10 protein-coding genes are annotated in these 13,706 nt (G+C 53.8%); 6 read left to right on the top strand and 4 right to left on the bottom strand.

Features of this window, described 5'->3' with window-relative positions:
* The first annotated feature begins 1 nt into the window (after position 1).
* Positions 2-439 carry a ribonuclease HI gene (gene rnhA / locus PGS25_RS10065; protein WP_110435770.1) on the top strand — a complete coding sequence of 146 codons (438 nt, stop codon included), beginning with the start codon at positions 2-4 and terminating at the stop codon, positions 437-439.
* Positions 440-474: 35 nt separating this feature from the next.
* On the opposite strand, the gene PGS25_RS10060 is transcribed toward rnhA, so the two are convergent.
* Genes PGS25_RS10060 through epsC form a run of 3 tightly spaced genes read right to left on the bottom strand, consistent with a single transcriptional unit; the run spans position 475 to position 2,019 of the window.
* The gene (locus PGS25_RS10060; protein ID WP_118761403.1) at positions 475-834 is read right to left on the bottom strand and encodes a sulfite exporter TauE/SafE family protein; all 360 of its coding nucleotides are present in this window, start codon (positions 832-834) and stop codon (positions 475-477) included.
* The gene (locus PGS25_RS10055; RefSeq protein ID WP_117750623.1) at positions 831-1,190 is read right to left on the bottom strand and encodes a sulfite exporter TauE/SafE family protein; all 360 of its coding nucleotides are present in this window, start codon (positions 1,188-1,190) and stop codon (positions 831-833) included. The genes PGS25_RS10060 and PGS25_RS10055 overlap by 4 nt, the downstream gene beginning before the upstream one ends.
* Before the next feature lie 52 nt (positions 1,191-1,242).
* Positions 1,243-2,019: a serine O-acetyltransferase EpsC gene (gene epsC, locus PGS25_RS10050; RefSeq protein WP_270418537.1), complete on the bottom strand. Its 777-nt coding sequence runs from the start codon at positions 2,017-2,019 to the stop codon at positions 1,243-1,245.
* Between the two features lie 97 nt (positions 2,020-2,116).
* Here epsC and PGS25_RS10045 point away from each other — a divergent pair, with 97 nt between their 5' ends.
* The 5 genes from PGS25_RS10045 (at position 2,117) to PGS25_RS10025 (ending at position 8,888) form a co-directional block, all read left to right on the top strand.
* Positions 2,117-3,316 carry a nucleotide sugar dehydrogenase gene (locus PGS25_RS10045; protein ID WP_270418536.1) on the top strand — a complete coding sequence of 400 codons (1,200 nt, stop codon included), beginning with the start codon at positions 2,117-2,119 and terminating at the stop codon, positions 3,314-3,316.
* Positions 3,317-3,460: 144 nt separating this feature from the next.
* Positions 3,461-4,846 (top strand): alanine/glycine:cation symporter family protein, encoded by a 1,386-nt coding sequence (locus PGS25_RS10040; protein WP_270418535.1) that lies wholly within the window; start codon positions 3,461-3,463, stop codon positions 4,844-4,846.
* Between the two features lie 140 nt (positions 4,847-4,986).
* Positions 4,987-6,477 carry a Na+/H+ antiporter NhaC family protein gene (locus tag PGS25_RS10035; protein WP_118753692.1) on the top strand — a complete coding sequence of 497 codons (1,491 nt, stop codon included), beginning with the start codon at positions 4,987-4,989 and terminating at the stop codon, positions 6,475-6,477.
* 119 nt (positions 6,478-6,596) lie between these two features.
* Positions 6,597-7,955, top strand: a complete 1,359-nt coding sequence (locus tag PGS25_RS10030; protein ID WP_118646646.1) for an MATE family efflux transporter — start codon at positions 6,597-6,599, stop codon at positions 7,953-7,955.
* 483 nt (positions 7,956-8,438) lie between these two features.
* The gene (locus PGS25_RS10025) at positions 8,439-8,888 is read left to right on the top strand and encodes a low molecular weight protein-tyrosine-phosphatase (RefSeq protein WP_270418532.1); all 450 of its coding nucleotides are present in this window, start codon (positions 8,439-8,441) and stop codon (positions 8,886-8,888) included.
* A gap of 41 nt (positions 8,889-8,929) precedes the next feature.
* Here the strand turns inward: PGS25_RS10025 and PGS25_RS10020 are convergent, their stop codons facing one another.
* Complete coding sequence (locus PGS25_RS10020) at positions 8,930-13,078, bottom strand: hemoblobin-interacting domain-containing protein (RefSeq protein WP_270418530.1); 4,149 nt, start codon at positions 13,076-13,078, stop codon at positions 8,930-8,932.
* Between the last annotated feature and the right edge of the window lie 628 nt (positions 13,079-13,706).

Below are 13,706 nucleotides of genomic sequence, written 5' to 3'. Positions count from 1 at the left end.
AATGAAAACTGTAACCATTTACACGGATGGCGCGTGCTCGGGCAATCCGGGTCCCGGCGGCTGGGGTGCAATCCTGCAGTACGGTAAGGCGGAAAAGGAGCTTTCCGGCTCCGAGCCGTCCACCACGAACAACCGCATGGAGTTGCTCGGTGTAATTACCGCCCTCGAGACCCTCAAGGAGCCGTGCTCGGTCGATCTGTATTCGGACAGCAAATATGTTGTTGACGGCATTACCAAAGGCTGGGCCAAGGGTTGGCGTGCGCGCGGCTGGGTTAAAAGCGATAAGAAACCCGCAAAAAATCCGGAACTCTGGGGTCGTCTGCTCGATTTGCTGGATAAACACGAGGTGCGGTTCCATTGGGTCAAGGGTCACGCGGATAATCCGTATAACAACCGCTGTGACGAACTTGCCGTCGGCGAGTATCAGAAGTATAAGTAAAAGCAACACCTTCTTCACATTTGGTGAGGAAGGTGTTATTTTTTGCGTAAAAAGGTCTCTTTTACGCCGATATAGAGTAAAACTACACCGAAAGCACGCCGCAGCAGATCGGTGTCCACTCTTGCGGCAAGCAGCGCCGCAAGGACCGAGGTCACCACGCCTGCCGGTACGCAGCATTTGACCGCTTCCCTTTCGATGAGTCCGTTTTTGCGGTGCGAAATCAGCGCTGCAGGCGCACACGAGAGAAAATACAGCAGGTTGATGCCGCCCGCCTGATACTGCCCTGTCCCTTCAAAAAGTGTCAGATACAGCAGCAAAAGTGAGCCGCCGCCAATGCCAAAGCCGCTTAAAATACCGGTCAGCAGACCGATTGCGACCGCAAGTACCGCGCTCACAGCAGCAGGACGGCACGGATGCCGCCATAGAGAATCAACACGCCGAATGCACGGCGCAGCCAGTCCGCCTTTACCCTGCCGAATAGCTTTCCGGCCAGCACGCCGCCTGCCGCGCCGCCGAGCAGATACGGCACCGCCTGCGCAATCGGCAGACCACCCTTCAGCCAGTAAATGACCGCCGAGACCGCACACAGCGGGAAAATTACCGCGACTGAGGTCGCAAACGCGCGCTTCTGCTCCATGCCGCACCAGGAAATCAGCAGCGGTACGAGAAATAACCCGCCGCCCGCCCCGAAAAATCCGTTTGCTGCACCGGAAAGTGCACCTGTGACCGCATATTTCACTGAAATTTTCATAAAAGAAACCCTCCGGTGACAGTTTGCACCGAAGGGCTTGTTTTTATGTGTATTATTTGTCGGCTTCGCGCTCGCGTTCCTCTTCCTTTTTGAGCTTCTGCTCGTTGGCGTAAACACGGTTCTGCAGACGGCACAGCTCCTGTGCAAGCGGATCCGGCAGATTGACCTGGTCGAGTGCATACGCCGGAGACGGACCGACACGCTGACCGGCAATCTTGACAACGCGCGCTTTGATGCCGACAACCGTGGAATCCGGCGGAACCTCCTGCAGTACGACAGCATTCGCGCCGATACGGCTGTTGTCACCCACCTTGAACGGTCCGAGAACCTTCGCGCCGGTCGAAATGAGCACGTTGTTGCCAATGGTCGGATGACGCTTGCCGGTGTCATGACCGGTACCGCCGAGCGTTACACCGTGGTAAATCGTGCAGTCATCACCAATCTCGGCGGTTTCACCGATAACGATGCCCATGCCGTGGTCAATAAACAGGCGTTTGCCGATCTTGGCGCCCGGGTGGATCTCAATACCGGTCATATGCCGTGCAAACTGCGACAGTGCACGCGCAAGAAAGAAATGCTTGTGCGTGTACAGCCAATGCGCCTGACGGTGGTAAAACAGGGCATGAAAGCCCTGATAGAGCAAAACAACTTCCAATGTGGTGCGTGCTGCCGGGTCACGGTCCCGGATCGAGCGTGCATCCTCGAGCAATCCCTTAAAAATCATAGTATCCCTTCCAAACTTTAGGGGTATAAAGCAGTATATGCAATCGGAAGATAAAAGGTTCCGATTGCCGTTTATGATACTTGCATAAACGAACGATAGTATCATTATAGACTCTTTTCGGTGAAAATTCAAACACTACGTTGAATTCCGTGAAAAAAGTGGTATAATGTAAGAAGATTATGCTGAACGAGGTACGAAAATTATGAAAATTACTGTCATGGGACTGGGTTATATCGGCCTGCCGACGGCGATCACGCTGGCTGAGGCAGGTTTTGAGGTCTGCGGCTTTGACGTAAACAAAAAGACCATCGAAACCCTGCAGGGCGGTCATATCCATATTGTAGAGCCGGGTCTGCAGGAAGCCTTTGAAAAGGCTGTTGCACACGGTCATCTGCATTTTTCCGAAGAGCTTGGCAAGTCCGATGTATTTTATATTTCGGTGCCGACGCCGTTTTTTAAGGACGAGAACGGCAGCCACAAGGCTGATTTGCGCTTTGTAGAGTCTGCAGGACGTATGGCAGGCAAGGTGCTCGAGCCGTCCAATCTGGTCATTCTGGAGTCCACCGTGCCGCCGCACACCTCCGAGATGCTCGCGCGTGTACTGAGCGAGGAATCCGGCATTCCGATGAATGAGATTCACGTTGCACATTGTCCGGAACGCGTTATCCCGGGCAACATGATGTACGAGCTGAAGAACAATGACCGCATCGTCGGCGCCCGCACGCCGGAGGCTGCTGAAATGGCGGCATCCATCTACGAGAAGGTGCTTGAGAAGGGTGTCGTTCACAAGACCGACGACCTGACCGCCGAAATGTGCAAGCTGACCGAGAATACCTTCCGTGATGTCAATATCGCTTACGCAAACGAGCTGTCCGTTATCTGCGACAAGATGGGCATTGACGTATTTGAGCTGATCAAGCTGGCAAACTGCCATCCGCGCGTTAACATCCTGACCCCGGGTGTCGGCGTTGGCGGCCACTGCATCGCAGTTGACCCGTGGTTTATCTATGAGCAGTTCCCGGCGGAGGCTAAGGTTATCCTTGCGGCACGCGAGCGCAACGAGAACAAGCCGCACTTCGTCGCTGACAAGGTTGTAGCCAGAATGAAGAAGGTAACCGACACGGTCGGCGTGCTTGGCTTGTCCTACAAGCCGGACGTTGACGATCTGCGTGAGTCGCCGTCCATCGAGCTGTGCCACATTCTGCAGGAAAAGGGCGTAAAGGTTATCGCGTGCGAGCCGTTTGCCAAGGACACTGATGTGCAGAACATCCCGAACGTATCGTTCGAGGAGGTTCTCAAGGCAGATTATCTGGTCATCACACTCGGTCACACGCTGTTCAAGGAGAATAAGGACAAGATCGCAGAGAAGCCGTACTTCGACTGCGTTGGTCTGATGGAATAATTTCGCAAATAACAGAAAGCCGCCTGTCTGGGCGGCTTTCTGTTGTTTGAAGTAGGAATTAGTCGTTAGAAATGAGTCATTATGGGCGTTCTGCCGCTGAAATCCGGTTCATATAATGCGGAACAGGGGAGAGGTGGGATGCCGATGGACGATATCTTACAAGTAAATGAGCGGCTGCGCGGCCTGATATGGGGCGCGCCCATGCTGATTCTGCTGCTTGGCACCGGATTGTACTTCACGGCGGTGACCGGAGTTTTTCAGGTGCGGTACTGCATGCTCTGGCTGCGGAAAACACTGTTTTCCTGCTTTACCGGTGCTGCAAGACGGACAAGCGGCGGCGTTTCTCCGTTTGCGGCCATGTGCACTGCGCTTGCCGCGACGGTCGGCACGGGCAACATCGCCGGTGTGGCAACCGCGCTGACGCTCGGCGGTCCGGGCGCGGTATTCTGGCTGTGGGTAAGCGCATTTGTCGGCATGATGACCGCGTTCGCAGAGAACACGCTCGGCATGCTCTACCGTGAAAAGGGAAGCGACGGCAGCTGGCGCGGAGGAGCCATGCTGTACCTGAAAAACGGTCTGCGCAGTCCGCTATTGGCGGGAGCCTTTGCGCTGTTCTGTGTGCTGGCATCGTTCGGTATCGGCAACATGAGCCAGTGCAACTCAATCGCGCAGGGACTTTCCGGCTCGTTCGGCATACCGAGCGGGATCGTCGGCGCGGTGACAGCGGTTTTGCTCGGCGCGGTGCTTCTCGGCGGCCTCAAACGGCTGTCCCGCGTGACGGAAACACTCGTGCCGTTCATGGCGCTGTTCTACATGGGCGGCGCGGTCGTTGTGCTGTGGGTGCATCGAGCGAATCTGCCGCAGGCGTTCGCGCAGATTTGCTCGATGGCGTTCGATACAAGGGCAGGCGCGGGCGGCGTGCTCGGTTACGGCATGACGCAGGCCGTCCGGGCGGGTGTGTCGCGCGGCGTATTTTCAAATGAAGCCGGACTGGGCTCGTCCGTCATGGTGCATGCTGCCGCAGACGCAAAAGAGCCGTGTGAACAGGGGATGTGGGCGGTTTTTGAGGTGTTCTTCGACACGATTGTGATGTGCAGTGTCACCGCGTTCGTCATTCTCACGAGCGGGGTATACGACGTAAGTCGCTACGCGCTCGCGTCCGGAACGCCTTTGCTTTCTCAGCTGACAACCGGTGCACAGCTTACCGCAGAGGCGTTCTCAACCGTATTCGGACGGTTCGGCGGGGGCTTCGTTGCGGTGTCGCTCGCGCTGTTTGCATTCTCGACCCTGCTCGGCTGGTCGTATTACGGGCAGCGTGCAGCGGCCTATTTGATGGGGGAGCGGGTAATCCCGGTCTACAAGGCGGCCTTTCTTCTGGCGGCGGCAGCGGGCTGCATGATGCGGCTTGAGCCGGTGTGGGCGCTCAGCGACACGTTCAACGGCCTGATGGCGCTGCCTAATCTGGCGGGCGTGCTGGCACTTCGGCGGCAGGTGATTGCGGAATGGTGTCGCTATAAACACGATTTATGACGTTAAACCATTGCAAGTTGCACAAAAATATCCTTTCGGACGGAAAAAACAGGATTAGCACTTGTAAATCCGGTTAAATCCATATAAAATAGAATGGAATTGCGGACATGATTTGTCTGTGTATAAGGGGGAAATAAGGAATGGACGTTACGGCAACTGTTTGGACACTGCTGCCGCCGATCATCGCGATCGCGCTTGCACTGATCACGAAGGAGGTTTACTCCTCGCTGATGATCGGTATTCTTTCGGGTGCGCTGCTCTATACGGGCTTCCATCCGCTGAAAGCCGTCGAGACGACTTTCACCATCATGGGCAGTAAATTGGGAGATAATATCAATATTTGTATCTTCCTTGTATTGCTCGGTATTCTGGTTTCACTGATCACAAAATCGGGCGCATCACGCGCATACGGTGAGTGGGCGGTCAAAACCATTCGCAGCCGGCGCGGCGCGTCGTTTGCGACCTCGTTCCTCGGAATGTTCATTTTCGTGGACGATTACTTCAACTGCCTCACCGTCGGCACGGTCATGCGCCCGGTGACGGACAAGTACAGCATTTCCAGGGCAAAGCTGGCGTACATCATCGATGCAACGGCGGCTCCGGTCTGCATCATCGCGCCGATCTCCTCGTGGGCGGCGGCGGTCGGCTCGTCCCTGCCGGAATCGAGCACGCTGGACGGCTTCTCGCTGTTCCTCAAGACCATCCCGTTGAACCTGTACGCGCTGCTCACGCTGGCGTTCCTCATCTGGCTGATGGCTGCTGATTTCGACTTCGGCCCGATGAAAAAGTACGAGCTTGCGCATAAGGATGATGATCTCTCTCTGATTGAGGAGACTCACGTTGTAGCCGGCTCGGGCAAGGTTTACGACCTGATCCTGCCGATCAGCGTACTGATCGTGCTCTGCATTGCGGGCATGCTGTACACCGGCGGCATTCTGGAAGGCGCGAACATCGTTGAGGCGTTCGCAAACTGCGATTCTTCCACCGCACTGGTGCTCGGCTCGTTCTTCACGCTGCTGTTCACCTTTGTGCTGTACATTCCGCGCAAGGTTCTGTCCTTCGGTCAGTTCTGCGAGGCGTTTACCGAGGGCTTCAAGGCAATGGTTCCGGCCATCCTGATTCTGACGCTCGCGTGGACGCTGTCCGGTGTGTGCCGCGACGAGTACCTCAACATCGGCGGCTTCGTATCCTCTGTGGTGAATGCGGAATCCACCATCGGTATGTTCATGCCGGCGGTATTCTTCCTCATCGCGCTCGGTCTGGCCTTTGCGACCGGTACCTCCTGGGGCACGTTCAGCATCCTGATTCCGATTGCTATTGCGGTATTCGGCGATGCACCGTCCACCATGCTGGTCATGACCGTGGCAGCCTGCCTGTCCGGTGCGGTCTGCGGCGACCACATCTCGCCGATTTCGGATACGACCATCCTCGCATCCGCAGGTGCACAGTGCAACCACATTGATCACGTTTCCACGCAGATGCCGTACGCGCTGATGATCGCGGCGATGAGCTTTGTCGGCTTCCTCGTCGGCGGTGTGACCGGAAACGGCATTCTGGCGCTTGGCGTAGGTGCGGTACTGTTGGTGCTCACTATTGCGGTTATTACCGCACGGCAGAAGAAAAAGGCGTAACAACGTCAATTAAAGTCGTAAAATTATGCTCTCCCTTCGGGGAGAGCATAAAATTGCAAAAAAAACCATTTTATCCGGCCAAAACCGGATAAGCAGACTCCCGAAAGAAGGTATCCCGTTTGACCACTGACCTTACCGTCGGAAAAACGTCACAGAAGCTGTTCTGGTTCTCGATTCCGCTGCTGCTCAGCGTCGCGTTCCAGCAGTTGTACCAGATGGCTGACTCCATCATCGTAGGCCGTTTTGCCGAAACTGTAGAAGCCGGTGAGCTGGCGCTGGCCGCCGTCGGCGCCAGCTATCCGATCACACAGCTGTTCGTTGCGGTCGCAACCGGTATCAACATCGGTACTGGCGTGCTCGTCTCGCAGCTGTTCGGCGCAAAGCGTTATCTGCGCATGAAGACCGCCATCTCGACCGCACTGCTCACCACTACGGCGGTAGCGCTGCTGCTGACGCTGATCGGCGCTGTCGGCACGACGGGCATTATGAATGCGCTGTCCACGCCGGAGAATATCTTTGCGGACGGCTCACTGTATCTGCGCGTGTATGTGTTTGGTCTGCTGTTCCTGTTTATCTATAACGTGTGTACGGGTATCTTCAATGCCATGGGCGACAGCCGAACGCCGCTGATCCTGCTTGTACTGTCCTCGGTCGGTAATGTCATTCTGGATATGGTATTTGTTGCCGGTCTGCACTGGGGCGTTGCAGGCGTTGCATGGGCGACATTTATTGCGCAGGGCGCGTCCGGTATTCTGGCGTTTGTGCTGCTGCTGCGCCGCGTGCGCTCGTTTGATACGGGCAACCATTTCGTGCTGTTCGCACCTGAAATGCTGCGCCGCCTGACCAACTACGCCGTGCCGTCTATCGCACAGCAGAGCTTCGTATCGGTCGGCAATGTTGTCATCCAGTATTACATCAACCTGTGCGGTGCGACCGTCATCGCGGGCTTCTCGGCGGCAAACCGCGTCAACCAGTTTGCGCTGACCTGCTGCATGTCGTTCGCTTCGGGTCTGTCGAGCTACGTTGCGCAGAATATCGGCGCCCGCAAGATGGACCGCATCGGTCCGGGTCTCAAATGGGGTGCGGTGTATTCGCTCGGCCTGTCCGTGGTGTTTATGGCGATCTATCTGCCGTTTGCGAACAAGATCATCAGCCTGTTCGTTCCGGCGGGCAGTGCCTCCGGTGTTATTGATGTCGCACGAGGCTACCTGTTCACGGTTGTGCCGTTCTATCTGGTCGTATGCACCAAGTTCGTATGCGACAGCGTCCTGCGCGGCGCCGGCGCAATGCGTCCGTTCATGGTAACGACGTTCTCCGACCTGATTATCCGCGTGGTGCTGTCTATTGCACTGTTCTATGTGGTCGGCAATGAGCACGGTATCTGGCTCAGCTGGCCGATCGGTTGGTTCCTCGGCTCGGGTCTGTCGGTGTTCTTCTATAAGTCCGGCGCATGGAAAAAGAATCTGCCTACATTCTAACCGGCCGTAAAATTGTAAATGAAAGGGTTTCCCATCGGGAAACCTTTTTTCATGCCTGTTTATTAAGAATCTGCATAACGACACGGCTGACAATTTCTCGCTTTAGGGCAGGGCCTTTCTGCATTTCATTCCCCTAAAACTGCATTTCGTGAAAAAGACGTTCCGGCTGATCGAAAATCTGCTATGGTATAAGCACAGCAGACAACGCGGAAGGCGCGGACAGCACCGTCGAGTAACGGCTTCGATACCGGCTGGCGAATTGCAGGGTCGCAACTTCCGCAATATGAAGAACAACTCCTCATAATTGAGTACCCCGCCGGATGGAAAGCGAGTATAATTCCATTCGGCGGGGTACTGTTTTGCACGGAAAAAACGAGGCGCGCATGCCGTTCACAGGAATGGTGGGAGCACCGGGGTTTTGAAATTGCGTGACGATTGCGACTCTGTGTGATATGATGGAGAAAAACAGCAGGAGGCGTTTGGGTGAGGATACTTTTTATCTGCCACGGCAACATATGCCGCAGTCCGATGGCAAAATATATCATGAAGGAATTGGTAAAGCGAGAAGACGTCGCGGATGACTGGGAGATTGAATCGGCGGCTGTCAGCCGTGAGGAGATCGGCAATCCGGTGTATCCGCCGGCGCGGCGCAAGCTGCTTGAGCAGGGAATCCCGTGCGGGCAGCATGCGGCGCGGCAGATGACGCGCGCAGATTATGATAGGTTTGATTTGCTGATTGGCATGGACCGGTCCAATCTGCGCACCATGCAGCGCATTTGCGGCGGCGATCCGGACGGCAAGCTGTATTTGCTGCTGGATTTTACCGACCGACAGGGCAAAGAGGTCGCTGACCCGTGGTATACCGGCGATTTTGATGTTGTATGGGAGGATTTACTGGAAGGGTGTCAGGCGCTGCTGAGGGAATATAGGTAAGAAAAAAGGAAACCCGGGTGGGTTTCCTTTTTTGTTGGGGGTTACTCGATGATTTTACTGCCGCCCTTGTTGACTTTGAGCGTCATATCTTTGTAACCATCGGCATAAATAACCAGAATGTTCTCGGATTCGGAAAAGTCCTGCGAGTAAAATTCGATGTATTTATCGGTAGAACTTGATTTTACATTATATTCTCCGGTTTTAATCCACCAACTGGAACTATCCATCGGAGAAAGTGTTTTACCATTCAGCGTAATTTTGGTAATACTGTTAAGGTAAGGCTCTGCGGCTGCATTAGAACCGCCCTGATCGAAATAGAGTGTACCACCATAATTGAAACCCATGTTACTGGGATAATCTTTTTGAGTAGTTTCGCCTGCGTTACCGTTGCCACCGGGATTGCTACCGGAATTATTGCCGGAGTTGCTGTTATCATTGTCAACCAGATTGCCGTCCTTGGTGATGGTAACCGTCAGTTCCTTATAGCCGGTAGCGGTGATGGTAACGATATTGTTGTCCTCGGTGAAAGCGGAGTTACCGAGAGAAATCAAGCCATCGGTAACTGCAATAAAATACTTATTGTTGTTCCATACAGAACCAGAGGTGTAAGAAGTTGAGTTTACTTTAATTGAAGTAATGGCTTTCATGTAATCGTCATTATTCATGCCGAAGGTAATCTTGAAATCACGGGAGAAATCTTTTTCAGCACTTGTCGGAGTCGGTGCATCCTTAGTGGTGACCTCAGTATTACCAGAGTTATCCTTAGCCTTTACTTCAAAGGAAACGGTCTGCTCAGTGTAATAATCCGGAGCCAGAGTCAGCGTGTAGGTACCGGTTGCATTGTTAAACTGCGTCTCTTTAAACAGGTTTGCACCAATCGTCAGCGTATTGCCGTTGACCTTCCAACCAAGATTAGAGCCTTCCTGACCATCCGGCAGTACATTGCGAGTCGTGCCATCAGGACCGGTCATGCGAACAGCGGTATTCTTATTCAGATACTTGAAGAAATCGCAAACGCCATCTACATGGTCTGCGCTGTTGCAGGTGATCGTAACATCATTGCCGAGTTCAATCGACTTCGGTGCAGACAGAGAAACAGTTTCCTGTACTTTATTTACCGTCAGCGTCAGCTTAACCGGCTGATAGTTTTCTACAACAAGCTTCAGGTCATTATCACCCAGTTTCAGCTTATCAGCCTTGATGGTGATGGTGTTCTTCTCGGTGTCGATGGAGTATACGTCCTTGCTCAGCGCCGAGGTGGTATTGAGGTAAAGCTGGCTGTTGTTATCCTCTTTCAGCTTTTCCAGATATGCCGCTGCCTTGCTGCCGGAAACGAGCAGAACTGCGTCCTTACCCTCATTTACTTCGCTGATGGACTGGTAGCTTGTCTGACCGTCCTTGGTCACTTCCTTGACCAGAGTCAGGTCAGGAGCTGCGGAAGAGGACGCCTCGCTGAACGAAGTCGTTTCGCCGAGCAGATTATCCTCCAGCACCTTCTTTACCGCATACGGACGGTTGCGTGTGGTTTCTGCGTTCTCAGAGGTGACATACTCCGCAAAGGTGAGCAGCTTGTCCTCGGTGCGCGCGGTGTTTGCGGCAGCGAAGAAGCCTGCGCTGGTGTAAACCTTATCTGCGCCTTCATAATAAACCGCGTCATGGAGCATATTGTCCCAGCGCTCGGAGATAGCGGCTGCATTGGCGTTGTCCAGACCCAGTTTTTCCACGATCTTCGCGTTGGTCAGCAGGTCGGCGCTGAATACCAGATTTGCGTTCATGGTGTTGCTGCCGCCTTCAGAACCGGAATCCGAGGAGGCACCGCCGCCGCCGCTGGTCGCTGCGGAAAGCGCGTCTACGCCTGCCGCTGCGGCACGCGCCGCCGGAGAAACCGACTGCTTATCTGCACCGTAGGCATAGAAGGTCTGGGAGAACGACTTGAAGCCGTTCGCGTAGATGGTCAGCGTATACTTTCCGCTGTGCGTCAGATGGTTGGTAGTATCGTTATACAGCACGAAGGTATCGCCGATGAGATACCAGTCGTCAAACTTATTGAGCACCTGTACCTCGGAATCGCCCGCATACTGCAGTTCTACGCGGTAAATCGGCTGGGTGATGCCGTACAGCATATCCTTCACCGTAAAATGCGTGTTCACGCCGCTGTATGCGCCGGTATCGCTCAGCACCAGAGACGGCGTTTTCTCGTTTACCACATGGATCGGGAACAGCTCGGCATTGCCGTTCGATACCACGCGCAGCTTGTAGCGACCGTTCGAGAAGAAGTTCGACTGACCGAGCGGGACAGTGATGCACGCAACGGTAGCGCCGTCAACACCGTGCGGCAGCGCCTTGTTGAGGCTCCACTTCAAATTGCTATTGAGCACGCTGTTACTTTCATCGTCCTGCACGAGTACAACGCTCGTAATGCCGTCCACAAACGCCTTTTCCGCGTCGGTGCCGTTGGCATAGTTGAACATAAGCTGTACTTCGCCGGAAACTTGATAGAGATTATCGTCGGATTCGCTTAGAACAGCGTCCGGAGAGTAGAAACGTACCGAATTGGAGGCGGTTTTCAGGTCAATGGTGGTGTGGGTCGGATTATAGCGCACCTTACCGGCGGCGTCCTTGTTGGTCTGGTGATAATCCCAGACGTAAACCGGACCGTTTGCAAGGAAGTAGTAATCGACTGGTACACCGGAAACGGTCGGCTTTACCGTGTTCTTGCCGCCGAGGCTGACGGTCTGGGTCTTGCCGGTGGTCTTATTGGTAACGGTCAGCGTGCTCGGGTCGAGTACGGTGGACTGCCACTTGACAATGCTGCCGTCGGTGGAAACCTTGGAGCAGCCGGCGTTGATTTCGGTGCCGTCAACGGTCAGTGTGCAGTTATCCAGCGTGTTGCCGTCCTCAAAGCGGACAACAACGAACTGACCCAGTGCGCCGAGCTGAACGGTGTTCATGTCGATGAGCTTGGTCTGCTCGGGTACGACCAGACTCTGCTGTGCAACCGAACCACCAGAGGATGAACCGCCGCCGGAAGAGGAGCCGCCGCCGGAGGACGAACCGCCGCCGGAAGAGGAACCACCACCGGAAGCTGCCGCGCCGACCGTCTCGGTTTTGCCTGCGGCAACCGATTTATTGCCTGCCTTGACGCCGGAAACGCCGTTTGCGGCAGTCACCTTGGTGCCGGTGGTGGTAACGGTTACGTTATCGGCGTTCGCCTTTACGGTTTCAACCTTGCCTGCACCGGTAATCTTTGCGCCTTCTGCGTTGACGTTGATGGAACCGACAGACGCGCCGCTGTTTACGGTAATGGCAGCACCCTGTGCGACTGTGATGCTGTCAACCGAGCCGGAAACCGCAATGTCGGTATTGGCGATAATGCCCTTGCCGGCCTTGGTGTCCTTGAAGGTTACACCGCTTTCGCCGCCGCGCAGTACAATGCGGCCGGTGACAGTAACACCCGTCAGGTCGATTCTGCTGACGCCGTCTGCAATGATAAGGTCGCCGTTGATGGTCTTGCCGGACAGGGAAACGCCGTTTTCACGCACAATAACGCTGCCGTCCACCGTGGAAGACAGAGAATCGTCTGCATCGGCGTAGGTGCTGGCCATCTCACTGATGACCTTGGCGAATTCTGCACGGGTGATGCTGTTTTTCGGGTTCAGCTTACCATTTGCACCGTTGACATAGCCGTTTTCAATCAATGCAGCTACACTGCTCCGTGCCCATGCAGAGACAGAAGCACCATCGGTGTAATTGTTCAGAACGGACGTATCGCCGCTTTCAAGTGCAAATGCACGCGCGAGGACAACAAAAGCCTCTTCACGGGTGATCGGCGCTTCGGGATTCAGTTTGCCGTTTGCACCCTGAAATGTGCGCATGGCAACGGCCAGTTCGAGATCATTATAATACCATGCGGAAGTGTTTGCATCGCTGTAAACCGACAGATCAGATGTTTTGCGAGCGGCAAAGGCACGGTTGACGATAGCAGCCATCTGGGCACGGATCAGCAGGCCGGAGCTGTTAATCTGGCCGTTTGAGCCGTTCAGCAGGCCGTTCTGTACAGCGCTGCGCAGTCCAGCTGCGGACCAGTCGGTTGGGAAATCGGTAAAATCTTCAGGCGAGGTAGCGAATGCATTCGCTGGCAGGAGCATAGCTCCTGCCAAAAGCATCGCAAGGGTACGTTTTTTGTTCAAGTATATTTTCCTCCTTGTTGTTAGACTGGGCTAACCATACCGGTAAAAAATTTCCTTTCCATAGGAAAGGAGCGTGATCACAATGAGTTATCATACGCTAACTCATAAGTAGGTAATAAAATATCATAAAGATTTTGTGTTGTCAAATCCTGATATTTACAGGAAAGAACGCCCGCATCACATAAACAACACAAAAAGTACACAAAATCCTGCAGTGAGTTAGGAGAAGCTAACTCTGGATGTGATTTTTGATAAAGGAAAAATTTTTTGTATGTGCGATACATATTGTTTACAGCGGAAAAGGCACAAAGTAGCACATAATTTCTGTGGAAATGATAAAAATACGGTATAGAAGTTAGTAATATGCGATAAAGATTACAACTGAATATTGAAATATCATAGGGAAGATGGTGCGCTGCATTATTTTCCGTGCTTGTCGGCGTACAGCGGCAGGTGATGTTTTATTTTCAGGGCATTTGTACAGGGGAGACATATTTATATAGGTATGTATAGAGTGTACAAATTTCCTGTAAAATATTTTTTTGAAAAAGTTGAAGAAAAGTGTTGACATTAGGCGTATACTGCGGTATACTAAATAAGCTGTTGATGAGCGGTTAAGAACAACGAA

Source organism: Butyricicoccus sp. AM78-15b2TA, assembly GCF_027665985.1.
GTDB classification, from domain to species: Bacteria; Bacillota; Clostridia; order Oscillospirales; family Butyricicoccaceae; genus Agathobaculum; species Agathobaculum butyriciproducens.
Note: the sequence above shows the minus strand (reverse complement) of the source record. Positions and strands in the feature narration are given on the sequence as shown.